Source organism: Hornefia porci (genome assembly GCF_001940235.1).
GTDB lineage: Bacteria > Bacillota > Clostridia > Peptostreptococcales > Anaerovoracaceae > Aminicella > Aminicella porci.
On record NZ_MJIE01000001.1, the window covers coordinates 1359077 to 1384298 of the forward strand.

Below are 25222 nucleotides of genomic sequence, written 5' to 3' on the forward strand. Positions count from 1 at the left end.
TGTTAATATTTGCGGGAAAACCGCAGGTAAATCCCCGTCCCTGCGACCGTAATAAGAATTCCGATCAGAAACAGCGTGACAATATTTCCTGCCTCCATCGGAGTCTGAATTACTCCCCCTTTCTTCCAGATGACCATAAACAGCAGCAGCCATATCACCTCTAGCACAGCAATCATCACATTGTGGAAAATAAGAATTCTTCCTTTTTTCTCCGGAGTTTCTGCTTTCCGTACTCCTGCCCAACGGTCATCCGCCCCCCACACAATAAATTCCGCCACAGTCATTACGGCAACAGCCAGACTACACGCTAAATTTTCTTCTGCCGGCACATTATATATGCGGGCGGCCATATTCGCATAGACGATGAGCCAGCCAGCCGATCCGACAATAAACCAGAACTTGAAAAAGCCATTCAGGCCTTTAAACTGTTCCTGCCATTTCTCTTTCATCATACTTGTATCCTCCAATCGATGCAGTTTCAGCATCAATTAGCATCCGCCGGCGAACATCATGGTCAGATTATACTCCTTGACATCGTTGTCCGGACACAACCATCATTTACTAAGTTCCACGAAGACTTCACAAACAGATACTAATTATCAGTTAACAATTTAATTTTCTCCTTTCTTGCTTTTCCGAAGAATTCACTCGTCTTTGAGGTATTAAGCAAGGCGCCGTGAATCTGAATCTGTATTATTACAGTTGTCGGGATGCGCAATGTGATCTACATCCCGACATCCAATGATAAATCCTTATTTCGTCACATACGAATATTTCGCTATCCCAGTTGCCACCCAAGCACCTTTATGATGCCATCTGTATTTCGTAACGACTTTCACACGATTTTTGCTTTTAGGGAATTTCTCATAAATTTTATTCCAGGTTGCATAACTCGTGGCATTAATGTTCGTCTCCATGAACTTCGCCAACTTCCATGCTGTTTCCAGTTCTGGTACTCTTCCCCCCACCAGAGTCATAAGCAGATCCCAGAACTCATGCTTCGGTTTCCCCGCATATTCGTCTCTGGTCTTTTTTACCTGTTTTTTTGTAAGGTATTTCGTCGATATCTTCGTATCACCTTCAGTCGGATCCGCAACTACAGGGAATTTCGTATTTTCATTGAAGTCAACATGCTGAACCAGTGTATTCCCTGTGATCGTATAATGCGTGGCAATATCCTTCCCTTCACCGTCTTTTGCCCATGCAGGATCAATCGTTCTGACCACCTCGTCATTTTCATCCACAATGAAAACAGTTCCGTCATCCAGTTCATCCTGTCCGTCATCATAATCATAATCCCAAACCAATCGATATCCTCTTGGCAAAGTAAATTTAAAACTGTATTCGTGCGGAGCAGATGCATCCATAATTGTAATCAAACTTCTAACGGCATTATATGTCATCCCATTTTCTGTACGGGACAGAGCCTGAACTCCCATGCTTACGTTTCCTTTTGGCGAATCATAAAGGACAGTACCGTTCCCCAACAACTGACCTCTGCTGATTTCAGCTTCCTCAGGTAATGCAAATCCAATGGGTTTCGTCCCGTTTGAATCGAATATTATTGTATCTCCCCCATCTTTCGGTATTGAAATACTCGAATCAGCGTTGTTGACAATATATACGTCACGCTCTTCTAAATAATTATCTGCAATATAATCTGTCCCCGTTACGTCCTCTGATATTGTATTCTATAACGCATAATATATCAACTCAAACCGCAGCCGTCTCCTAAGTCATCGTCCTCACCTCCCGCTTATAATAAAAACATTGCAGCTATATCCTTCTTTTCCAAATACACCCTTGCTATGTTTCTAACAGGCACACGGTATATATACACAACATTCAATGTTTCTTAGTTTTGCTGTAAATCTTTATAGTTTCGCTATCATCTCCGGTATATGTTATGACTTTTGTATATACGCGATATAGCCCGCCGGACACCGTCTTTGTTTTCTCTATGTACGTGACCCTGCTCGAGCTGTTCTTTCCCCAGCTTTTGACAGTATTCCATTCATTGTTTTTTTTTTGCTGAAGATTCATCGTGATTTTCACTCTATCTGCACTGGATTTACGAGTTATTTTAGCTGATGCTGTCGCCATGTCCCCTGAAATCGACAAATTCGTTGAGGCTGAGCTGATATATTCATATTCATCTATTATTTTCTCACCAGCCTGATGTTCAACATCTACCGCATAAACAGCCACAGTCCCCGATAAAACAACCACCAGCATAAAGCAAATAGCGAATAATGCTCCTCTGCTTACATTCTTTTTCATAGTGCAAAACCCTCCTCGCTGTATTCTGAAATAACATTTCTATACATAATAACGAGGAGAGTCTCTGAAACGTGACATCTTATTTTATTTTTTTTAATTTTTTCACTCTATCACCCGAATCAGCTCATCATAACTCACGTTGCCTGTCAAATCATAGACATACTTTCCATCATCCCAAACGATTACCCAGGTATCTTCATCACGTATTGCAATTGCATCATGTCCATCAATTTTGAAGGTCTTACGTTCGTCGCTCTCAGCATTCAGATACATCTTTGTATCATCTGCCACAGACTGCTGGAGCGCAATGAATTTACCGTCATGGTTCTCATAATTTACATAATAACCGCTGTCGTGCCTGCTCTCTTCCTTCACCGTGAACCCGTCGGGAATTTCCAGTTTTCGGATCTTAAATCCGCCAGTTTCACTGTCCGTATTCTCCCGATGGAATTCTATTATCCATTCTACAGCCTTTTTTTGAATGTTCCAGATAACAGACGGCTTTACGATTGCGATTGAGACCACTGCCGAGGTCATCACAAGCGCTGCAATCACAGCGATAACCGCGGCTTTTCTTATTCTGAAATGCGACACAGGGACATAGTGTCGCTCGGAGAACCTCACATAAGAGAAAATCTTTTCTTCAAATTCCTCAGTGAAACTGTGTTCCGGCGAATTGACGGAATCCTTTTCAATTGTGTTGATTTCTTCATCATATATCAATACAAGTGCTTCCCTTATTTTTTCCATCTTATTCTCCCAACCGTTTTTTCAGCATTTCCCGTCCTCGATGCAGACGTTTGCGAATTGTTTCCGGACTCACTCCGAGGAAAGCTGCTATTTCGACAGCGCGATATCCTGCCACCGCATTCAGCCACAAAACATCTCTGTATTTTGCCGGCATTTCCTTCAAAACATCAACAACATCTCTCAGTTTTTCTGGCGTATTTTCGTCCGTCCCTGCATAACCTCTGACCGGCTGTTCTTCATTTAACTCACCTGTAAAAGCCTTTCTTTTACGAAGCAAATCAATTGAAATGTTCTTAATAATAATAACGAGAAAATTTCTGGTTTCGTGACATTCAATCTCACCGATTTTTGAAAAATTCTTTGCCACACGAAAAAAGGTTTCATTCACAGCATCTTCAGCATCTTCATAGTCTTCAAGGGCATTATACGCAACGTAAAACAACAGATTCTTATATCTGTGATACAGTTTCTCAAATTTTGTCTGTTCCTCAGGCGTATCTACAATCTGTAAGAAAATAGCGAGCATCTGTCATCCCTCTCATGTTGCTGTCAAGGCTGCGCAATCTCGACAAAAAAGAAAATTTCTTCCTTTTATTATAATTCTGCAGCAAAATAAATGCAATATTTTCCCATATCACATAACTACGTCGATAAGTTCTTTTTTCAGCTCTACCGCCGTCTTTAACCTGTTTACCCCGCATCATTTTCCTCGTTTCTGTAATTTATTTGTAAAAAAATAAAATTAGACTGTTTCTAATCCTGATTCTGTGGTAGAATAAAGGTGTTACAGCAAATGATTGTGACAAACCGACATAAAAGTTTATATATTTTCAACCAAGGAGGTACATGATTATGAAATGGGTATGTTCAGTTTGCGGATACGTTCATGAAGGACCGGAACCCCCGGCACAGTGCCCGGTATGTAAGGTTCCTGCAGATAAGTTTGTGAAGCAGGAGGACGAGGTTTCCTGGGCGGACCAGCATGTGGTCGGCGTTGCCAAGGGCGTAGATCAGGAGATCGTAGACGGTCTGAAGGCGAACTTTGAGGGCGAGTGCTCCGAAGTCGGAATGTATCTTGCGATGGCAAGAGTAGCGCACAGAGAAGGTTATCCGGAAGTCGGCCTGTACTACGAAAAGGCCGCTTACGAGGAGGCTGAGCACGCAGCGAAATTTGCAGAGCTGCTGGGCGAAGTCCTGACGGATTCCACCGAAAAGAACCTGTCCATGAGAGTTGATGCGGAAGCAGGTGCCTGCAAGGGCAAGAAGGATCTGGCGACCAGAGCCAAGGAGCTTGGTCTTGACGCGATCCATGACACCGTCCACGAAATGTGCAAGGACGAGGCGAGACACGGTGCGGCCTTCAAAGGACTGCTTGACAGATACTTCGGCAAATAAAAATATACAGAGAAGGATGAACTTCCTGTCAGTCGCTCGTCCGCAGGCGAGCCCGAAACAGGAGTCATCCCCAGGCTCATGAAAGGAGCCGCTGCATCAGACGGTTCAGCGATGATGCAGCGGCTTTTTTTCGTACATATATTAACTTTTCTCTTCGCTGGCTGCGGGACCCCCGCCCGTTCCGGTTTCAGTCTCAGGCGTTCAGCGAATTCGCAGACAAGGTCTGAAGCTAAAGTCCTTCGATGACTCTTCGCAGCTCGTCCACATCCGTAATCTGGTTCACCTGCCGGCGAAAGGCTGCGCTTCCCGGAATTCCGCGGATATACCATCCGCAGACCTTGCGCATCTCCCGAACCGCCGTGTAGTCGCCCTTCCAGCCGGTCAGGTCATCCAGATGGCGCAGCAGCATTTCCCGGATCTCCGGAAGCGACGGCGGCGGAACAGGCGGAAGTCCCTGCCAGTCGCGGCTGAGATCGCGGAAAAGCCATGGATTCCCCAGTGCGCCCCGGCCGATCATCACCAGGTCGCAGCCCGTCTGTTCCATCATCGCGCGAGCAGAAGAAACATCGGTCACATCGCCGTTTCCGATGACCGGAATCTTTACCGCCTGCTTAACTGCCGCAATCGCGCCCCAATCCGCCTTTCCGGTATATAACTGTGCACGGGTCCTTCCGTGAACCGCTACCGCGGCTCCGCCGCCGGCTTCAATCGCCTTGGCCGTTTCCACCGCGTTATTCTCGCCTGCGCCGTAGCCGATCCGGATCTTCGCCGTAACAGGCTTTGTCGTATGCGCCACCGCCGCCGCAACGATCCTCTCAATCCTGACGGGATCCTTCAGCAGAGCGGAACCGTCACCGTTGCGCACCACCTTCGGCATGGGACAGCCCATATTGATATCAAGCAGGGCGTGGCCGTATTGCTCCAGCTTCTCCGCCGCGAAGGCGATGACTTCCGGTTCGCTGCCGAAAATCTGACAGGCGGTCGGGCCCTCGTCATCATACAGCGCCAGAAGCTTTTCCGTCTTCCGGTCGCCGTAATACATTCCCTTGGCGCTGACCATTTCCGAATACGTCAAAGACGCCCCCATCTGCCGGCAGATGCGCCGCATGGGAGCGTCGGTAATTCCCGCCAGAGGTGCGAGGACAAAGGGATTCTTCAGCTTCAGTTTTCCGATGGATACACATCCCCCTGCCGTCGCTTCTCTCGTTCCGATGTCTGTTTCTCTATGATTCATCGCGTCTCTTTATCACAATCACATTTCATTTTATCTTTGTGGATATGGCGGCTGCGGCGGTTCTTGCGGTAAATGATCTCCAGACCCTCGAGAGTCAGAAGCTTGTCCACATAATCGATGCATCCGACGCCGCTTTCAATCATGGAGGCCAGACCGCCGGTGGCGACCACCTTAACCGGCCTGTCTGTATCGGTCAGCTCCTCCAGCTCCTTCTTCATCTTACGCACCATGAATTCCACCATACCCATGTGTCCGTATATCAGTCCCGACTGCATACTCTGGATAGTGTTTCTGCAGATGGCCGTTCCCGGCTCCTCCAGCTCCACCTTCGGAAGCATCGCAGTCTTCTGGAAGAGCGCCTCCGAGGAAATTTTCAGCCCCGGCGCGATAGTTCCGCCGAGATATTCCGCCTTGTCGGTAATCGCGCAGAACGTGGTCGCGGTGCCGAAATCGATGATGATCAGAGGCCCGCCGTACTTGTTATATGCGGCGACGGCGTTCACGATCCGATCCGCCCCCACCTGCTTGGGATTGTCATACTTCACAATCAGCCCGGTCTTGACGCCGGACTCCACCACAATGGCTCTCCTGTTGAAATACTTCTGCGACATGTGCTGTACCGTAAACAGCACTGACGGGACGACGGTGGAAATAATCACATCCCGGACCTCGCTCATCACCAGTCCTTCATAATCAAAGAGCTGGCGGACAAGCATGCCGTATTCGTCCGCGCTTTTGTTGGGATCCGTCTCGATCCTCCAGTTCGTCACCAGCTTCCCGTCTTTGAACACTCCAAGTACGGTGTTGCTGTTTCCAATGTCAAAGGCTAATAACATCTTCTCCTTATCCTTCAGTTATTTAACGACTCTCTCCAGTCTTTTCAGCGCCAGGGCCATCGTGAGACCCGGAATAACACGATTCCCGGTAATCTCCGCGCCCAGAATCTCATTAATTCTCTTCAGTCTGTACTGAACTGTATTCGTATGAATTCCCATAAACACACTGGTCTTGCTGCTGTTCATGCCCGCGTCGAGCACAAAGGTCTCCAGCGTCTCCAGGAGCTGCCGCGCCTTATTCTCTCCGACCTCACGCCTGAACGGCTCCAGCAGATCCATATAGTTTTTCTTCAGATAGCCGCCCTGTACCTGCAGGTTGATGCAGTTGGAAACCAGCGCCAGCTCATATTTTGTAAACACCCTCTTATATGGGAAGACGCTCTCCACGAAGGTCCAGGTCTCTCCGATCAGACGGAACGCATCCGCCGCGCCCTCGATACCGTCGATTCCGGTGGCGTGGAAAATCCGCACCGTCTTGTTGCCCTCCTTCAGGCGGTCAAACAGATGGAGAACGCCCATTTTCTGTGTGGTTTCGCTGTCCTCCGGTTTGTTCCCGTTTTTCAGGATCACGCCGTAGGTCTCCTCACCCTCCGCGATACACATGACCTCGAGATTTTCCTCCCGCTCGCAGGCCGCTATGATTTCATGACCCTCAGGAGTCTCGATTCCTTTCGCATAGAACACGCTGAGGATGTTCTCACTCACGATTTCCATCTCGTCCTTGAGCGAGTAGGCAAGACTTTTGTTGGAGCGGATCAGCGCCTTGATGAATTCCGCCCTCACGTCCCTCTCCGGCGTGTACTTCCACATACCCATGGCCAGCTCGATGATCTCCGCCAGCTTGGTGATCTCTCCGGCAGAATAATTGTCGTCGTTATCCACGATGAACAAAAAATATTTCTCACTGTTTATGGTAATCGGCCCCCAGTAGGTGAGCACGCCATTGACATCGATAAAGGTGTAGATGCCCGACTTCTCCACATCCCGTTCTTTTCCGGCGCGTATGGCGTCAGCGATGGTTGTCCGCTGCCGTGTCTCCACCGTCAGAATCGGGTTGAAGTCTCTGGACAGGAGCACCACCTGAAATTCATTGCTGACCGCCGCCTCCTTCAATGCTGCCTGGAAGCTGTTGTGCTTCTCAAAATCCAGCAGATGGTAGATCGTGTTGTTAATCAGTCCATTCTTGAAATTGTCGCCGTAGAGCAGCTTGTCCATCACCTGCTCGATCGCCTCGGAATACACCGCTTCGTTTTCCGGCGGAATCACGATAAGCGGAAGACCGGACTCCTCAGCCGCCGCCACAGCGGCTTTGTTCAAAGAGTCCGCTCCCTGAGGCAGGTGAAACACCGCCAGCGCGGCGACGCCTGCTTTCCCCAGCGCCTGAACGATCCTCGTCTTCTCCTCGTCCGTGGGCACGCCGCGGAAAGAAGTGAGCAGAAGCTGCTCCCTGACTCCGTTCTCCGCCACTGCCGCATCAGCGTTGTCGGCGTCGAGAACGGAAATGGACCGCACTCTGTTATCAATATTCCTTTTGCCTGCCACCAGCACGCCCGGCGTGAACGCTTCCAGCTCCAGGCAGTCCTTTACTGTAACTTTCACAGATGTTCGCCTTCTTTCTCATCCGCAGAATTCTCCCCCTCCGGGTTATCCTCCTCAGTCCGGCGCGGCGTGTCCTGAGCCTCCGGCGTATCCTGGTCCGGGTTCTGTGACGCCGGTTCACTCTGCTCCGGATTCTCTGCCTCCGGCTCGCTCTGTGCCGGAGTGCTCTGTGCCTCCGGTTCACTCTGCTCCGGTTCGTCGTCATCGCTCAGATAATCGGTGTCGTATCTGGCAAGTTCTGCTGCCAGGCGCGCCTCCTCTTCTCTGCGGAGACGCTCTGACTCCTCCGCCTCCCGCGCGTTCTGGCGGCGAATCTCCGCCTCTTTCTCCATGACCTGCTGTTCCAGCTCCTCCGCGGTAACCTTCCCCGTGTACAGAGCCTCAAACTGCTCCCCGTCCAGGGTTTCGACACGCATCAGCGCCTGTGCGACACGCTCCAGCTTGTCCATGTTCTCCTGCAGGATTTTTTCCGTCATGCTGTACGCTTCCTCAATAATCCTGCGCACCTCGGTATCGATCTCCATCGCGACGCCCTCCGAATAGGACTTTGTCTTAGAATAATCCCGTCCGAGGAAGACATCGCTGGAATCGCTGTAATTCACCGGTCCGATCTTGGAGCTGAACCCGTACTTGGTGACCATGTCGCGGGCCGTCTCCGTCGCCCTCTGGATATCGTTGCTCGCTCCGGTGCTGATATCATCCAGCGTCAGCGCTTCTGCCACGCGTCCGCCCAGAAGGTGCTGGATCTCGTGCTCCATGTCCTTCTTTGTTCCATAAGAACGGTCCTCAGTAGGCAGAGACATCGTGAAGCCTCCGGCCTGCCCTCTGGGGATGATGGTAATCTGATGCACCGGATCGGAACCCGGAATACTGCGCATCACAATCGCGTGACCCGCCTCGTGATACGCCGTCAGTCTCTTTTCTTTTTCGCTGATCACCCGGCTCTTCTTGGCGGGACCGGCGATCACCTTGGTCGTCGCCTCCTCGATTTCCGCCATGCGGATTCTCCGGCCGTTTCTTCTGGCCGTAATCAGCGCCGCCTCGTTCAGCAGATTCTCCAGATCCGCCGGCGTGAAGCCCGGGGTTCTTCTGGCCAGGATCTCCGGCGAAACCTCCTCTGACAGCGGTTTGTCCTTGGAGTGGACGCGGATGATTTCCTCTCTGCCCTTGACGTCCGGAATGCCGATGACAATCTGCCGGTCGAAGCGTCCCGGCCTCAGCAGAGCCGGATCCAGGACGTCCGGACGGTTTGTCGCGGCCAGAATGATGATGCCGGAATTCTCCCCGAATCCGTCCATCTCAACCAGCAGCTGGTTCAGCGTCTGCTCCCGCTCATCGTTGCCGCCGCCCAGTCCGGCGCCTCTCTGACGTCCCACCGCGTCGATCTCGTCGATAAACACGATGCAGGGTGCGTTTTTCTTGGCCTGCTCAAACAGATCTCTGACACGGGACGCACCGACGCCGACGAACATTTCAACAAAGTCGGAGCCGCTGATCGTAAAGAACGGCACTCCCGCTTCGCCCGCCGTCGCCCGCGACACGTAAGTCTTTCCTGTTCCCGGAGGACCGACCAGCAGGATTCCCTTGGGGATTCGTGCGCCGACCTCCTGATATTTTCTCGGATCCTTGAGGAAGTCCACGACCTCTTCAAGCTCCTCCTTCTCCTCCTTCAGACCCGCGACATCCGCGAAGGTAATCACCTTCCCGTCGCCCTTATACAGTCTGGCCTTGCTCTTCCCGAACTGGAACGCCTTGCCGTTGCCGCCCTGGTTCATCATCAGATAAAACAGGAAGCCGAGGGCGATCACCATAATAATGGTGGGCAGAATCTGCAGAATCGCGCTGCCTGAGCTCGGCGGCTTGCTGTAATACGAGATTTTACCGCTGCTGATTCCCTTGGTGATGTATTTCTGGAACAGCCACTGCTCATCCACGATGTTGTTGCAGTAGGCGTACACATATTCCTTGTCGCCGATTTTTCCCGTAACCTTATAGTCCGAGCCGATGCTGATTTCGGTAATCTTTCCTTGCTCCAGGTACTGCACCAGCGTAGAATATCTCACCTTCTTGTTGGTGGTGCCGGCGCCGCCCTTATACAGAACCGCCGCGCCGAGAACCAGCCCGAATATCACAAGATATATGACGATGTTTTTCGCAAATCGTTTCAATTTTCTATTTCCCTCCGCTGTATTCTCTTTAAGTTTTAATTTGTTTATTCCTAACAAATTAACTCATTAATTTTATCATACTATACCAATTATTTCAACCGTAATCACTCTTTTTGTATCGGGGGACAAAGCATAATTCGCACTGTACCGCGGCCGCAGCGGCCCGCAGTCTCCCCGGGGGATGAACAGCACCTCTCTGCCGATGGCGACAATCGGGACCCGGTCTCGTTTTTCCTTCGGGATCTTCTCGTCCACAAAGAGATCCTGGATTTTCTTCCGGCCGCCGCGGATTCCCAGAAAATCTCCGCTCCCGCGCGTCCGCAGCGTGATTTTTGTGACAAAATCCGGTCCGTATGCGTCTTCAAGCGCATCCGCATCAAACACCGCGGCCCCCGGCGGAAAAACCGCTTTCTCCGCAGGAAGAACGGTCAGCGCAAGACGGACGTGAGCCGGTTCCGGCTCCGCGGCTCGTGACGGCGCATATAGCACCAACCGGCCGTATTCCATGCAGGCCCGGTAGCCGTGAGGCAGATCCGTCGAAGCGGAAGGTGAGCGGCTCCGGAGAATGTCTTCAATTCCGCCGTAATGGGCAGACGTCATATCCTGAAACAGTCCCAGTGATTCCAGAGCCTTCCCGATTATATGCTTCCGCAGCGCAGGATGCAGCTCCGCCAGATCTTTGCGGAAGCACAGCCCGGTCTCGCCCCGACGCTCCATTCCTTCCTTCATGTACGCCGCCGCCATCGCGCCCAGATAGTCTCTGGTCTCTGCCGCCGATCGTCCCAGCCGCAGAATCGCCTCCCGTATATGGGGGTTGTACTGCCTGAGTGCCGGCATCAGCTCCAGTCTGATCCGGTTTCTGGCGTACTCGGTCGACGCGTTGGTCCGGTCTGTCCGGGGCTGCAGGTCGTGCTCTCTGCAATACTCCAGTATCCGGGATTTGGGGATCTCCAGCAGAGGACGGATGATCCGGAAACCGGACTCGTCTTCCCGTTCTGCCGCCATCCCCGCGAGGCCGCCGACCCCCGTGCCGCGCATCAGGCGAAACATAATCGTCTCTGCCTGATCGTCCGCATTATGGGCCAGCGCGACGGCGATATCCCCCGATCCACGCCCTGTTCACAAAGAGCCTCTGCCCTGGCGCGGAACGCTTCATAGCGCATCCATCTTCCGGTTTCCTCTGTCGTCTCACCCCGGGCCTCCGCCGCGGCACGGCAGTCAAACTCCACTGAATAGCAGTCCAGCCCGCTCTCCCGGCAGAGCCGTTCTACAAAGGCCTGATCCGCCTCCGCCTCTCCCGGGCGGATTTTGTGATTGACATGAACCGGATACAGCTTCAGGTCCAGCTCCCCGGAAAGACTTTTCAGCACGTTAAAAAGGCACATGGAATCCGGACCTCCTGAGAGTCCGATCACAATGTGCTGGTGTTCTCTTATCAGGCTGCTGTTTCTGACAGCGTCAACTACGGTATTCATGGTTGTATTATACCATTCCGGCGGGCAGATTCAAACAGGAAATCGGTTTTCATCCGGAACATTTCTCAGTCCCTTCGCATCCCGCCTCCGCCTGTCGCATCCGGGAAAAAAATCATTTCTCCTCCGCAGCAGCATCGTCCGGAATATACTTCACGATTCCCTCGATAGGGCATTGATAAATATTGCAGAGATCGTTCAGCGTCGTCGTGTTCACCGGTTTGTTATGCCGCAGCCGGTCGATTGTGGACGAGCTGAAATGATACTCGTTGATCAGAGCATACGTAGTGATTCCCGATTCTTTTGTCCGTTCCCAGAATGGTTCATAACTGATCATACAACCTGCACCGTCCCGGAACAATTATAAAAGGTCAGTCGGCAGGTTGACTATGCTCTATAAAGCGACTATACTGTAAAGTACAGGTAACTCGCGGTTCTCTTCCGCGCAGTCGCTCTGTCTAAAAATCAGAAGAAGCCGTTGCCCCGCCTGTGCGGGGGGACGGCTTCTTCCGTTCATATCCCGTAAAACCGTTTCGCGTTTTCGCAGGTGATCGCCGCGACATCCTCGTAGCTCATTCCCTTCAGTACCGCGACCCGGCGGGCCACATATTCCACATAGGGAGGCATGTTCGGTCTCCCGCGTTTCGGCTCCGGCGCCAGATACGGCGAATCTGTCTCAACCGTCAGAAACTCCGGCGGAATCGCCTGTGCGACCTCGACGGTTCTGCGGTTGTTCCGGAAAGTGACCGGGCCGCAGATCGAAATCGTCGCGCCCAGCCTCACGTACTGTTCCGCGGTTTCCCGACTTCCGGAGAAACAGTGGATCAGAACTCTGCTGTCCGGCAGCTCCTCTCCGTCCGGCCCCTTTCTGGCCGGAAAGGCCGACTGCCGTTCCCGGCTGAATGCGCCCTCCTCCTTCAGAATCTCCATCGTCTCCTGCTCCGCGTCTCTGGAATGAATCACGATGGGCATGGACAGCTCATTGGCCATGCGGATCTGCTCCCGGAACCATTTCCGCTGCACATCCCGTTCGGAATTATCATAATAGAAATCCAGTCCGATCTCACCGATGCCCTTCACCCTCGGATGCGCCGCAAGACTCCGTATTTCCTCCAGCGTGGCTGCGCCGCTCTCGAGATCCTTCGCATCATGCGGATGCACGCCGACGACGGCGTAGCACCACTCCCAGGTCTCCGCATCTCTGACCGCCTGCCGGGAAGTCGCAATGTTTGAACCACCGTCCATAACATAGGCCACCGGCGAAGCCTCGACAGCCTCCGCCAGTTTTTTCCGGTCCTCCTCAGAGAAGGATTCCTCGTTGATGTGCGCGTGCGCGTCAAATAATATTTTGTTCATGGAAATGCTCCTAATTCACCGCGTTCCCGTCGGGAGCCTCCGTGGTCACCAGCTTCACATGCTTTCCGTCCTCTGCGAACAGAATCATGCCCTTGGATTCCATCCCCCGGAGCTTGCGCGGCTTCAGATTCGCCACAACGATAACCTTCTTCCCGACCATCTCCTCCGGACGGAAGTCCTTCGCGACGCCGGAAATGATCTGGCGTTTTTCCGTTCCCATCTGCACCTGGAAGACCAGCAGCCTGTCCGCGTCCGGATGCTTTTCCGCAGACAGAATCGTTCCCACGCGGAAGTCCATTTTATCGAAGTCGCCATATTCGATTTCCGGCTTCAGCTTCAGCGGAATGTTCTCTCCGTCTCCGTCCTTCGCCGCTGCCTGCTGCTTTTTCAGCTCGTCCAGCTCCTTCAGTTCTTTTTCGATGTCAAGGCGCGGGAAGATGGCTTCGCCGCGGCATACTCTGTTTCCTTCCAGAAGATCGAAGACAAAGGTGTCCTCCCACCGGATCTCCCCGGTGATTCCAAGCTGCTCCCGGATCTTCTCTGTGGTGGTGTGCATATACGGATAGATCAGAATGGAAATAATCCGCAGCGACTCCGCCAGATTGTGCATACAGGTATCCAGCTCCGCCTTCCGGCTTTCGTCCTTCGCCAGAATCCACGGCGTCTTCTCATCGATATATTTGTTGGCGCGGCGTACCAGCACCCAGATATTCTCCAGCGCGCTGTTAAAGGCAAACCGGTCCATGTCCTTCTCCACCTCAGGCGCGACGCTGACCGCCAGACTCTTCAGTTCGCGGTCGATCTCATCCTCCGTCGCCGCCCCGGGAATAACGCCTCCGCAGTATTTCTCGATCATGGCTGTGGTTCTGGACACCAGGTTCCCCAGGTCGTTGGCCAGATCGAAGTTCATTCTCTTCAGCATCACTTCATTGGTAAATACGCCGTCCTGCCCGAAGGTGTATTCCCGCAGCAGGAAATATTTCAGCGCATCGATGCCGTAGCGGTCGATCAGGACCACCGGATCTACAACGTTCCCCTTGGACTTGCTCATTTTGCCGCCGTCGATGAGCAGCCAGCCGTGCCCCAGCACCTGCTTAGGCAAAGGCAGATCCAGCGACATCAGCATCGCGGGCCAGATGATGGAGTGGAAACGGACGATTTCCTTGCCCACCAGATGGACATCCGCCGGCCAGTATTTGTTATACAGCTCCGGGTCGTCGGGGTAGCCAAGCGCCGTGATATAATTCGTGAGCGCATCCAGCCAGACATAGATGACATGCTCCGGATCGCCGGGCACCGGAATCCCCCACTTGAACGTCGAGCGTGAGATGCAGAGATCCTCCAGCCCCTGTCTGACGAACTCCTCCATCTCATGTCTTCTGGTATCCGGCTTCAGGAAATCCGGATTTTTCTCAAAAAGCTCCAGAATCCGGTCCTGGTATTTGGAAAGGCGGAAGAAATACGCCTTCTCATGAGCTTTTTCCACCGGTCTTCCGCAATCCGGGCAGCAGCCGTCCACCAGCTGGCTCTCCGTCCAGAAGGATTCGCAGGGCGTACAGTACCAGCCCTCGTACTCGCCTTTGTAAATATCCCCCTTCTCGTTCATTTTGTTGAAGATCGCCTGCACGCGGCTGACATGCCGCGGCTCCGTCGTGCGGATAAAGTCATCGTAGGAGATCTCCATGGTGGCCCAGAGCTTTTTCACTCCTGCAACGATCTCATCTACATATTCCTGGGGCGTAACGCCCTTCTCCTCCGCGATTTTCTGGATCTTCAGACCGTGCTCGTCCGTTCCCGTCAGAAAATGCACATCATAGCCTGACAGGCGCTTGAATCTGGCAACCGCGTCCGCCATGACGGTGCAGTAGGTATGGCCTATATGCAGATTCGAGCTCGGATAATAGATCGGGGTTGAGATGTAATATGTTCCCTTGCTTGCTTTGTTTTCAGACATCAAATCATTCCTTTCTTCTCCCCGTCGAATGGGACGGGGGCATTGACATTATTAGGATAGCACACGGAGGAACAAAATTCAATTCTGACCGTCGCAGATCAATGAACAATTGAACCGGAAACCCGCACATGTTATTATGATATGTATGTTTTTTTTAATGCGTGCTCAGCAAGTACTGTATTTTGTTCCACAGGAGGCGTAACATGAATCAGAAAGAGCTCAATGAAATCCGCCGGCGTTTCAAGCCAGATCACAATGCCATCAGCAGGATCTACGGCTGCTATGTCAACGGCAACAAAGAACCGATTACATATATCGACACTTCTCTGGGGCTCATGCCAGAGGAAGAGCAGGAGATGTATCTGGGGCTTCTGAAGAAGTCTCTGTCCGGCGCGCTCGGACGGAATCTGATCGATATTGAATTCTCCACTGCGCAGGTGGAGAACAGCGGGGAGCATCGCCTGCTTCAGACTGTGCGCCAGTCGGGCCTGGAGAACAAAGACGCCCGCGAAGAGCTGTGCCGACGCATCATTGACGCCATGGATCCGAGAGACACAAACTACCTCATCCTCCTGGCCTCAGACACCTATGACGTACCCTTCCGCGGCAGCGACGACGCGGTCATGGATGACGCCTCCGAGGCAGTCTACCAGTATTTTGTCTGCAGTGTCTGCCCGGTGAAGGATCCGAAGCTGGAGCTGATCTACAACAGTCAGGAGCACTCGTTCCGCAGCACATCCACAGGTCATATCGCCCTCGCGCCTGAGCTGGGATTTCTGTTCCCCGCCTTCGACGACCGTTCAGCGAATATTTACAACGCTCTTTTTTACAGCAAAAATCCCGACGAGATACACCAGAACATCATCGACGCACTGTTTCACGTGGACCCGCCCATGTCTGCCGAGGAACAAAAGATTCTGTTCGACGATGCTCTGAGCAGCGCGCTGCAGGAAGACTGCTGCTACGATGTCGTACAGTCTGTCCACGAGCAGGTGCGCTGCCGCATCGCGGATCACAAGGAAAGCAAGGATCCCGAGCCTCTCGTCCTATCCATCCCCGAAGTCGGCGACGTCCTGCGGCACAGCGGCGTACCTGCCGAAAAGGCCGAGGCGTTCCAGCAGGAATGCCGCGACCGCTACGGAGAATTCGCGGAGCTGAATCCCCGCAACATTATCGAAACCGGGAAATTCCGGATCGAGACGCCCGACGTAAAGATTTCCGTGACGCCGGAATACAGCAGCATGATCGAGACCCGCGTCATAGACGGAAGCTCCTACATTCTGATTCCGGCCGGCGACGGCGTGGAAATCAACGGGATTCCGGTGAATGTTTCAGGCTTTTCCGGCGAGACAGAAGACAGCGGAGAGTAGCTGTATCCGCCGTCCATCGTCTTCGTCCGCTGCATTATACGGGGATTCTCCGGGTTATTCCGCTTATGCGAACGGGGATTCGAGGGTAATTTTTGATATTTTATACGGGGATTTCGGCGGTAATCTTGTTTGTACGAGATAGATTTTCTCACTTCAACGGGAACTAAAGTCAATCCGATTGAAGTAAAGTCCGGAAACTACAGAGGACATAAATCTTTAGATGTATTCCGTGACAGATTCAGCAGCCGGATAAAAGATATATACCTTGTTCATACAAAGGACTATAAACAGGAGAAAGGTATTCATTATCTGCCGGTATATATGATACCGTTTTTATAAAAGGCAGTGTATATGTTCCGCAACCTGCCGCGCCTCTGCCTGCCCGACGCTCCGGATTCGTCAGATACACAGACGGAGGATCAGTTGTCTCCGCAGCTCCTCTGCATCTCTGTGCGAAAGAAGGGCCGCAGTTTCCCGCGACCCTTCTTTCTGTTAAAGAATATATAGATAAGATGATTTACACGATTTGTGTCAGGCTGCTGAGCTGCTGCAGCCTGTTCCGGTTCATGGGTCTGACTCCCTGAAGACGGTAGTGAAGGCCCATCCTGTCATATTTGTTCTCTGCCATGTTATGATAACCCAGCAGCTCGATCTTCTTCACCGAACGGATTTTCCTGAGGAACTCGTTCAGACTGTAAATGTACTGCTCGTCATCGTTGAAGCCCGGAACAATTACCTGACGAATCCAGATCGGCTTGTCCAGACGGTTGATCACCTCGATCAGACGGAACAGGGGACTCTGCTCCCGGCCGGTCAGCTCCCGGAATTTCTCCGGATCGATATGCTTGATATCCAGCAGAAGCATATCTGCCGCGTCAATGACCTGCTCTGACATATCGTCAAAATACGTTCCGCTGGTGTCAATCGCCGAGGAGATTCCTTCTCTCTTCAGTGCGCGCACCGCTTCCAGAACGAATTCGCCCTGCAGCAGCGGTTCGCCGCCGGAAAATGTGACGCCGCCGTTGGCGCCGTAATACGGTCTTCCCCGTCTGGCGCGGCGCACGACCTCCTCCACGGTGATTTCCTTTCCGCCTGCCGGATTCCATGTGTCCGGGTTATGGCAATAAGCGCACCGGGCAGGACAGCCCTGCAGAAAGAATACGGTACGGATCCCCGGACCGTCAACCGCTCCGAACGTCTCTATTGAGTGTAATCTACCTGTCGCCATGTGTCAACCTGCTCCTCTGAATTCAAAATACTTTGCAAATACTCTTTCATCCGCCTCGGCGCTGCCGGCAGACTGCCGTCAGCACCCGCAGAGCCCGCGCGGAGCTCTGCGGGCGGACATTATCCTATATCTTAAATCGCCTCGTGGAAGGTTCTCTCGATGACTTCCTTCTGGTGGGCCTTGGACAGCGCGTTGAAGCGTACCGCGTATCCGGAGACGCGGACGGTCAGACTCGGATATTTATCCGGATTGTTGTACGCGTCGATCAGAGTCTCGCGATTCAGCACGTTCACATTGAGATGATGCGCACCCTGATTGAAGTATCCGCTCAGCAGAGTGACCAGGTTATCTGTCCGCTGTTCCCTGTCTTTGCCGAGGGAATCCGGGGTGATGCTGAAGGTGTTGGAGATTCCGTCCTGGCAGGTGTTCCAGTCGATCTTGGCCACCGAGTTCAGCGACGCGACCGCTCCGTGGGTATCCCGCTGATGCATCGGATTGGCTCCCGGCGCGAACGGCGTCGTCGCCCGGCGTCCGTCCGGCGTGTTTCCGGTCTTCTTTCCGTACATCACGTTGGATGTAATCGTCAGCACCGACAGAGTGGTGACCGCGTTTCTGTAAGCAGGATGCTTTCTCAGCTCCGCAATGGACTTTTCCGAGATCGCGACCGCGATATCGTCTACCCTGTCGTCATCATTGCCGTACTTGGGGAAATCGCCCTCAGTTTTGTAGTCCACGATAATCCCTCTCTCATCACGGATCGGCGTAACCTTCGCGTATTTAATCGCGGACAGGGAGTCCGCCGCTACCGAGAATCCCGCGACGCCGAACGCCATCAGCCTCTTCACCTCGGAATCCAGGAACGCCATCTGCGATCTCTCGTAATCATATTTGTCGTGCATGAAGTGGATGATGTTCATGATGCGTGCGTATACGCCCATGAGCCATTCCAGATAAATATTGTATCTTCTCCACACCTCGTCGAAGTCCAGCGGGCCGTCGCCCATGGGCTCCATCTGCGGTCCCACGCGCTCGCCTGTGCGCTCGTCAATTCCGCCGTTGATAGCCAGCAGCAGGCACTTGGCAAGGTTGCACCGCGCGCCGAAGAACTGCATCTGTTCTCCCATCTGAATCGCGGAAACACAGCAGGCGATGGAATAGTCGTCTCCGTAATTCGGTCTCATTTTGTCGTCATTCTCATACTGAATTGAATCCGTGTCGATGGAGACCTGAGCGCAGAATCTCTTGAACGGCTCCGGCAGCTTCTCCGACCAGAGAACCGTCAGATTCGGTTCCGGCGCGGGGCCAAGATTGTACAAAGTATTCAGATAGCGGTAAGTCATCTTGGTGACTCTGTGTCTGCCGTCAGCGCCGATGCCGCCCAGGCCCTCAGTGATCCACATGGGATCGCCGCCGAACAGCTCGTTATACTCATTCGTCCTCAGATGTCTCGCCACTCTGAGCTTGAGGATGAAGTCGTCCACGAATTCCTGAATCTGCTCCTCAGTGTATCTGCCTGACGCAAGGTCTCTCTCCGCATAGACGTCCAGGAATGTCGCGGTTCTGCCCAGAGACATCGCTGCTCCGTTCTCCTCCTTGATGCCCGCCAGATACGCGAAGTACACCCACTGAATCGCTTCCTTCACATCCTGCGCCGGACGGGAGATATCGAAGCCGTAGCCCTCCGCCATCTTCTTGATTTCCTTCAGTGCGGCGATCTGGTTCCAGACCTCCTCGGACAGCCTCACGTTCTCCTCCGTCATCTCCTCGCGGGAGCTGATCTCATCGTGATCCTTCTGCTTCTGCTCGATCAGATAATCCAGACCATAAAGCGCGGCTCTTCTGTAATCGCCGATGATTCTTCCGCGTCCGTAGGCATCCGGAAGGCCGGTGATGAAGCCCAGATGTCTCGCCTTTCTCATTTCCGGAGAGTAGGCCTTGAACACGCCGTCATTGTGAGAGGTCATATAGTTGAACAGGAACTGAATGTTCTCGGGAAGCTCTTCACCGTACTCCGCAACCTCTTCCCGGACCATTTTGATTCCGCCGAAGGGGCAGATTCCCCTCTTCAGCGGTTCATCCGTCTGCAGTCCCACGATGATGTCTCTGTCCTTATCGATGTATCCCGGTTCAAACGCGTTGATGCGCATGATTCTGCTGGCGTCCACCTTCAGCGTTCCGCCGTTCTTCCTCTCTCTGACCAGAAGGTCCTTCACTTTTTCGTTGACCTCGGCCGTCCTCTCCGTGGGGCCCGCCAGGAAGCTGCTGTCGCCGTTGTACTGGGTGAAGTTCAGATTGATGAAATCATCCACAAAGATCTGATCCTGCCAGAGGCCTCCCTTGAACCCTTCCCACTCTTTTCTCATACGATTACTCCTTTCCGTTGTCTATGCCAAATGCTTTCTATCAGCCGCGAAATGCGCCGCGCGGCTGTCTGTATCTTGTATACAAGAGCATATTAACATCTTGTCTGTATTCTCGTCAACCCCCTTTACCAGAATAAAATCATGTATTTTTATCCATACATCCGGGATTCTCCCTATCCGCGCAATCGGAACGGTTATAGGCGTTTTGACGGTTATTTTTCAGGGTACGTTTCCTCTCTGGGAAGAATCCGTACCGGATTCTCTTTGCTGTCCGGTTTTCATACAGTTTTTTCCATTAAAAGTATTTTTATCCCATTTTGCATTTCCGCAGCGGACACGGTATAATAGCATTATAACAGCGGCATAACAAAGGAAGATGACGCGGCAGTAACGTGCGAAAGGAGTCTCCATGGATCTTTCTAAAATCGGCTATTTTCTGACGGCGGCAGAAACACTGAATTTCACGCAGGCGGCGGAGCGCTGTCACATCAGCCAGACAACGATGAGCAAATACATCTCCGGCCTGGAACGGGAGCTGAACTGTATTCTGTTCACGAGAACGCACAGAACGGTGCGCCTGACCCCTGCCGGCGAGCGCTTTTACAACGGAATCCGCGGCATCCTCCTCTCGTATCAGGCTTTGTGCGAGGAGCTCGCGCGGGACGCCGGAAAGGAACTGCGCATCGGCATAGTCGCCACGGATTATATCGATGTCGCCGTGCTGCGGGCGTTTGAAGAGGAAACTCCGGATATCCGCCTCTTTTTCCGATATGATGAGAAGGAGCGGATGCTTCAGGAGCTTCAGGACCGACGCGTGGACGCTCTGATTGCGCCGGATGTGCTGGAAATCGGCGGCAGGAATCTTCGCCGGCTTCCGATTCTGCGGATTGACGAGGATCTTGTATGCTCCCGGCAGCTTCTGGAGACTTGCGGGTCGCTTGTGCGGGTGATTGAGTCGACGCCTTTTATTACAAAGACCGATTCGACGGCCTATCACAGCGCATGCCGCCGGATGCTCCGCCGTCATCTGGGCGCGGATTTTTCGGACGTTCTTCAGGTTCAATCCTTCGCCGAGCAGCTGATGAACCTCGGCATGTCAAGGGGCTTCGCTCTGATCCCCTCTGGAACCGCCGCGAACACGGAAACCCTCGCGGTTTTTCCCATGCGCGAGATATATTCCGAAACGGCCGAGCTCATTTACTGCGAATCCCATGTACCTGATGCCCTGCGCCGGCTGATCCGATTTGTTTCTGTCCGGACTGATGAAAAAATCGATGAAAAAAAGGAATGAATTCATGACCACAATTCATTTCACAGAGACCCTCCCCTGTGGTAGAGTAGTATCAGCAAAGGGAGGGTCTGTTATGTTTGCAGTTATCATCAATACTATAGCGATCGTCATCGGCACGAGTCTCGGCCTGATATTCAAAAAAGGAATTCCGGAGCGTGTTTCAGACATCATGATGAAGGTGATGGGACTGTGCGTCGTTATCATCGGCCTGCAGGGCTGTATACAGGAGAAAAACGCACTGATCCTCATCCTTTCCTGTGTGGCCGGCGCCGCTGTCGGCGAGCTCTGCGACCTGGACGGCCGGATCAGCCGTGGAACAGAACGGCTCACGAGGCGCTTTGAGAAAAAGGAAGCGGAAGGCGGCCGGATCACAGTAGCGGAGGCCTTTATCAATTCCTGTCTGATCATGAGCGTCGGCGCCATGATGATCGTCGGTTCTCTGGATGCGGGCCTGAAGGGCGACTATACGATGCTCTATACAAAGTCTCTGCTGGATCTCATCACCGGCGTCATGCTGGGCGCCACGATGGGTGCGGGCGTCTACGGATCCGCGCTCTTCACGCTGATCGCTCAGGGAGCCATCGTGCTGCTGTCTTCGTCTCTCGCGCCGTTTCTGTCAGACGCTCTGATTCTGGAGCTTTCCTGCAGCGGAAGCCTGATGATCGTCGCCATCGGCACCAACATGCTTGAGCTCACCAGCCTGAAGGTCATCAACCTTCTGCCCGCATTCCTCGCAGTACCGTTCGCTCTTCAGCTGATGCAGGCGCTGGGGCTGTACTGATGCGGCGGGCGGGCATTACCAGATACCCATCACCCGCTGAAGCACCAGACTCACGACCGTGATTCCGATCCAGCAGCAGAGTCCCATGAGAATGGGTTTCCCGCCGTTCTTCACCAGTTCCACAATGTTCGTGTTCAGGCCGATCGCCGCCATCGCCATGATAATGAAAATCTTGCTGAGTTCCTTCAGCGGCGTGAATATGTCCGCAGGAACGCCGGCGCCGGTCGCCGCTGTCGTAATTACAGACGCAAGAATAAAATAGAGAATGAACATCGGAAAAACACTGAGAACCGGAACCTTTTTACCTTCCGCGCGTTCTCTGACCTCCTCATCCCGCGTCCGCATGAATGCGATCGCCATCGTAATCGGAATAATCGCCAGAGTCCGTGTCAGCTTGACCGTAACCGCCTTGTCCAGTGTCGCCGTGCCGAGATTCCACATACTGTCCCAGGTCGCCGCCGTCGCAGTCACCGACGACGTATCGTTCACCGCCGTTCCGGCGAAAACGCCAAACGCCTCTCCGCTGGCGGTATCAAAGCCAAGCAGATGTCCGAGAGGCGGAAACAGAACCGCAGCCAGAACGTTGAAGAAGAAAATCACTGAAATTGCCCGGGCGATATCCTCGTCTTTCGCATCAATTACACTTGCCGTTGCCGCCACTGCAGAACCTCCGCAGATGGACGAGCCGACTCCGATCAGCATGGAAAGCTGTCCCGGCGTCCCTGTCGCTTTATGAAGGAGCCAGGCGATGACCAGCGATGTAGTGATCGTACAAAGGATAATCGGCAATGACTGTTTTCCCGTCTGCGCGATAACGCCGAGATTCAGACCGAATCCCAGTAATACCACGGCCGTCTGCAGAATCTTCTTTGAGGTAAAAGCGATTCCCGCACGGTACACACCTTTGTCACGCAAAGCCAGACAGAACACCATCCCGATCAGGATCCCGAAAATCGGCCCTCCCACCACCGGGAACGCCCTTCCCAGCAGCCATGCCGGCGCGGCGATTCCGCCGCAGAGCAGAATTCCTCTTCCATTCGTTTTCACAAATTCCATTCTGTTTTTTCCTCACTTTCTCCGTTTATCCGCCGTCAGCGGACTTCTCACATCATACCCTCTTTCAACTATAAAGTAAAATCATATTTTTTCATGTATTCATACGGAAATTTTATGATACAATGGTATATGTATTATCGTCATTTCAGGCACACGGCTTCAGAGGAGGAATTTCAGCATGTTGGATTATCGGTTTCAGACCTTTCTCACGGTCTGCGAAACCCTGAACTACACCCGCGCGGCGGCGAAACTCGGTCTTACGCAGCCGGCGGTGTCACGGCACATCAGAAGCCTGGAAGAGGAATACGGCGTACCGCTCTTTGTGCACAAAAATAAGCGCATATCGCTCTCCCCCGCAGGAACTCTGCTGATGCGTCACGCCCGGACGATCCGCAGCGACGGGGAGCTTCTGCGTCAGCAGCTGAAGGACACGGATGCGCAGGTCCGAGAGCTTCGCATGGGCACCACCAAAACCATCGCCGACTTTGTCATCGGCCGCCCGATGGTTCGTTTTCTGCGCAGGAACCCCGAGCTCAGCCTTCATCTGTCCGCTGCCAACACGACAGAGCTGCTGGAGCGGATCCGGCAGGGTACGCTGGACGTGGCGCTGGTCGAAGGGCATTTTGATTCCCGGGAATTCGATTCCTGCCGGTACAGCACAGAAGACTTTATCGCGGTAACATCGGCAAAGCATGCTTTTGCACACGAACCGCTGAAGCTCCGTGAGGTTCTGAATGAGCCTCTGCTGATCCGGGAACCGGGCTCGGGCACTAGGGATATCCTTGAGAAAAACCTCGCCGCGGCGGAGCTGAACATCGGCGATTTCAGCCGGTGCGTCGAAATCGGAAGTATGCATATCATCCTCCAACTGCTGGAGGCGGATATGGGAATCTCCTTCATGTACCGCGCGGCGGCGGCAGAAGCATTGTCACGGGGAAGCCTGCGGGAGCTCCGGCTGCGTGATTTCCGGGTGCGTCACGATTTCAGTTTCGTATGGAACAAAGGGAGCCTTTTCGCGGATACGTTCCGCGAAATCTGCCTGGAACTTCGGGGATAAGCCGCCCGCACCGCATCAGACAGAAAGCCGCCGCACCTGCGCCTCTCAGCGCCCGGTACGGCGGCTTTCCCGTCTTCCGACATATCATTTCTATCTGCTTTCGCAGACTTAATCCTCCAGATCCTCTCCGGCCCAGTCGTCGCTGGACCATTCCTCGTCCGGCCAGTCCTCGTTGACGAAAATACGCTTCATGACCTGATCCATTCCGATAACCAGAGTCACTCCGGTGACTACGCCGACTCCAATGACCGCCAGCATCACCTTCGCGGCCTTAGACGTGGTCTTTCTGCCCTGATCCGCTTTGTTCGCGCTCATCTTGTTCATGTTCTACCTCCTTCAGATCATCTGTACATTCTTGTCCTGACAAAGTCAACTACCAGATCCGCAGCCGCCTCTTCGGATATGTAGCTGCTGTTAATGCTGAGATTGTAGTTTTCATACGCTCCCCATTTCTGGCAGGTGTGGTAATTATAGTAATTCGCCCGGGCCTTGTCGTAGGTCGCGATCTTCTTTCTGACCTCCTCCGGGTCGTCCCCGTATACCTCCACACAGCGTTTGACCCGATCCGGAAGCTCCGCGTAGATGAAGACGTTGGTCACATTCGGAATGTTCTTCAGAATGTAATCCGCACAGCGTCCGACAATGACGCCCTCGCCGAGCTCGCCGATCTGCTCGATGATATCGAACTGTGTCAGAAAGAGCTTCTCGTTCATGGAAATCGGTTCGCGGTAGATATTATCGCCGAACACCATCGCGGAGGACAGCGTATAGGTAAACGCACTCTTCGCTCTCAGCTCCGCCGATTCAATCACCTCGCGGGAAAGACCGCTTTTCTTGACGGCGATGTCAATGATTTCCTTGTCATAGCACGGGACACCCAGCTTCTCCGCAATCATGGCACTGATCTGTCTGCCGCCGCTTCCGTATTCTCTGCTTACTGTGACTAGCTTCTTCATTTGCCTCACCCCTTCTTTGTATATCATCATTATATACTAAATGCAGCGGAAAAGAAACAGCATTTTTCAGACAATA

The 25222-nt window shown here is 53.0% G+C and carries 24 protein-coding genes; 5 read left to right on the forward strand and 19 right to left on the reverse strand.

Going from position 1 to position 25222, the window contains the following annotated elements:
- Positions 1-2: 2 nt before the first annotated feature.
- The 5 genes from BHK98_RS06545 to BHK98_RS06565 form a co-directional block, all read right to left on the reverse strand.
- Positions 3-485, reverse strand: a complete 483-nt coding sequence (locus BHK98_RS06545) for a hypothetical protein (protein ID WP_143404550.1) — start codon at positions 483-485, stop codon at positions 3-5.
- Positions 486-752: 267 nt separating this feature from the next.
- Entirely contained in the window at positions 753-1439 is a 687-nt protein-coding gene (locus BHK98_RS06550) for a hypothetical protein (protein ID WP_143404551.1), read from the reverse strand.
- 406 nt (positions 1440-1845) lie between these two features.
- Entirely contained in the window at positions 1846-2280 is a 435-nt protein-coding gene (locus BHK98_RS06555; RefSeq protein ID WP_075712738.1) for a hypothetical protein, read from the reverse strand.
- A 102-nt stretch (positions 2281-2382) separates the two neighbouring features.
- Positions 2383-3030, reverse strand: coding sequence for a DUF4367 domain-containing protein (locus BHK98_RS06560; protein WP_075712739.1), 648 nt, complete (start codon positions 3028-3030; stop codon positions 2383-2385).
- Position 3031: 1 nt separating this feature from the next.
- The gene (locus BHK98_RS06565; RefSeq protein ID WP_083628089.1) at positions 3032-3556 is read right to left on the reverse strand and encodes an RNA polymerase sigma factor; all 525 of its coding nucleotides are present in this window, start codon (positions 3554-3556) and stop codon (positions 3032-3034) included.
- A gap of 323 nt (positions 3557-3879) precedes the next feature.
- Here BHK98_RS06565 and BHK98_RS06570 point away from each other — a divergent pair, with 323 nt between their 5' ends.
- The gene (locus BHK98_RS06570) at positions 3880-4425 is read left to right on the forward strand and encodes an NADH peroxidase (protein ID WP_075715031.1); all 546 of its coding nucleotides are present in this window, start codon (positions 3880-3882) and stop codon (positions 4423-4425) included.
- A gap of 229 nt (positions 4426-4654) precedes the next feature.
- Here the strand turns inward: BHK98_RS06570 and dusB are convergent, their stop codons facing one another.
- The 9 genes from dusB to metG form a co-directional block, all read right to left on the reverse strand.
- Positions 4655-5659 (reverse strand): tRNA dihydrouridine synthase DusB, encoded by a 1005-nt coding sequence (gene dusB / locus BHK98_RS06575; RefSeq protein ID WP_075712740.1) that lies wholly within the window; start codon positions 5657-5659, stop codon positions 4655-4657.
- Positions 5656-6495: a type III pantothenate kinase gene (locus BHK98_RS06580; RefSeq protein ID WP_075712741.1), complete on the reverse strand. Its 840-nt coding sequence runs from the start codon at positions 6493-6495 to the stop codon at positions 5656-5658. The genes dusB and BHK98_RS06580 overlap by 4 nt, the downstream gene beginning before the upstream one ends.
- A gap of 18 nt (positions 6496-6513) precedes the next feature.
- Positions 6514-8094 carry a PucR family transcriptional regulator gene (locus BHK98_RS06585; protein ID WP_075712742.1) on the reverse strand — a complete coding sequence of 527 codons (1581 nt, stop codon included), beginning with the start codon at positions 8092-8094 and terminating at the stop codon, positions 6514-6516.
- Positions 8091-10262, reverse strand: a complete 2172-nt coding sequence (gene ftsH, locus BHK98_RS06590; RefSeq protein ID WP_083628091.1) for an ATP-dependent zinc metalloprotease FtsH — start codon at positions 10260-10262, stop codon at positions 8091-8093. The genes BHK98_RS06585 and ftsH overlap by 4 nt, the downstream gene beginning before the upstream one ends.
- A gap of 75 nt (positions 10263-10337) precedes the next feature.
- Positions 10338-11312: a tRNA lysidine(34) synthetase TilS gene (gene tilS / locus BHK98_RS13945; protein WP_075712743.1), complete on the reverse strand. Its 975-nt coding sequence runs from the start codon at positions 11310-11312 to the stop codon at positions 10338-10340.
- Positions 11300-11737 (reverse strand): PP-loop family protein, encoded by a 438-nt coding sequence (locus BHK98_RS06600; RefSeq protein WP_075712744.1) that lies wholly within the window; start codon positions 11735-11737, stop codon positions 11300-11302. The genes tilS and BHK98_RS06600 overlap by 13 nt, the downstream gene beginning before the upstream one ends.
- Positions 11738-11849: 112 nt before the next feature.
- Positions 11850-12071 (reverse strand): helix-turn-helix domain-containing protein, encoded by a 222-nt coding sequence (locus BHK98_RS06605; RefSeq protein WP_075712745.1) that lies wholly within the window; start codon positions 12069-12071, stop codon positions 11850-11852.
- 176 nt (positions 12072-12247) lie between these two features.
- Positions 12248-13090 carry a TatD family hydrolase gene (locus tag BHK98_RS06610; protein ID WP_245796840.1) on the reverse strand — a complete coding sequence of 281 codons (843 nt, stop codon included), beginning with the start codon at positions 13088-13090 and terminating at the stop codon, positions 12248-12250.
- Between the two features lie 10 nt (positions 13091-13100).
- Complete coding sequence (gene metG, locus BHK98_RS06615; protein WP_075712746.1) at positions 13101-15044, reverse strand: methionine--tRNA ligase; 1944 nt, start codon at positions 15042-15044, stop codon at positions 13101-13103.
- Positions 15045-15247: 203 nt separating this feature from the next.
- Between metG and BHK98_RS06620 the strand changes: the two genes are divergently transcribed.
- Positions 15248-16414: a DUF4317 domain-containing protein gene (locus BHK98_RS06620; RefSeq protein ID WP_075712747.1), complete on the forward strand. Its 1167-nt coding sequence runs from the start codon at positions 15248-15250 to the stop codon at positions 16412-16414.
- A 517-nt stretch (positions 16415-16931) separates the two neighbouring features.
- Here the strand turns inward: BHK98_RS06620 and pflA are convergent.
- Positions 16932-17642: a pyruvate formate-lyase-activating protein gene (pflA, locus tag BHK98_RS06630; protein WP_075712748.1), complete on the reverse strand. Its 711-nt coding sequence runs from the start codon at positions 17640-17642 to the stop codon at positions 16932-16934.
- A gap of 131 nt (positions 17643-17773) precedes the next feature.
- A complete protein-coding gene (gene pflB, locus BHK98_RS06635; RefSeq protein ID WP_075712749.1) occupies positions 17774-20005 on the reverse strand; it encodes a formate C-acetyltransferase in 2232 nt (743 codons plus the stop codon).
- A 409-nt stretch (positions 20006-20414) separates the two neighbouring features.
- Between pflB and BHK98_RS06640 the strand changes: the two genes are divergently transcribed.
- Together BHK98_RS06640 and BHK98_RS06645 are read left to right on the forward strand one after the other, a co-directional pair.
- Positions 20415-21296: a LysR family transcriptional regulator gene (locus tag BHK98_RS06640; protein ID WP_075712750.1), complete on the forward strand. Its 882-nt coding sequence runs from the start codon at positions 20415-20417 to the stop codon at positions 21294-21296.
- Positions 21297-21369: 73 nt separating this feature from the next.
- Complete coding sequence (locus BHK98_RS06645; protein ID WP_075712751.1) at positions 21370-22077, forward strand: DUF554 domain-containing protein; 708 nt, start codon at positions 21370-21372, stop codon at positions 22075-22077.
- A gap of 15 nt (positions 22078-22092) precedes the next feature.
- Here BHK98_RS06645 and BHK98_RS06650 read toward each other — a convergent pair whose 3' ends face one another.
- Positions 22093-23133, reverse strand: coding sequence for a YeiH family protein (locus BHK98_RS06650; protein WP_075712752.1), 1041 nt, complete (start codon positions 23131-23133; stop codon positions 22093-22095).
- A 178-nt stretch (positions 23134-23311) separates the two neighbouring features.
- Here BHK98_RS06650 and BHK98_RS06655 point away from each other — a divergent pair, with 178 nt between their 5' ends.
- Entirely contained in the window at positions 23312-24190 is an 879-nt protein-coding gene (locus BHK98_RS06655) for a LysR family transcriptional regulator (protein WP_075712753.1), read from the forward strand.
- A 108-nt stretch (positions 24191-24298) separates the two neighbouring features.
- Here BHK98_RS06655 and BHK98_RS06660 read toward each other — a convergent pair whose 3' ends face one another.
- Positions 24299-24514 (reverse strand): hypothetical protein, encoded by a 216-nt coding sequence (locus tag BHK98_RS06660; RefSeq protein WP_075712754.1) that lies wholly within the window; start codon positions 24512-24514, stop codon positions 24299-24301.
- Positions 24515-24531: 17 nt separating this feature from the next.
- A complete protein-coding gene (locus BHK98_RS06665) occupies positions 24532-25146 on the reverse strand; it encodes a cytidylate kinase-like family protein (protein WP_075712755.1) in 615 nt (204 codons plus the stop codon).
- Positions 25147-25222 lie beyond the last annotated feature (76 nt).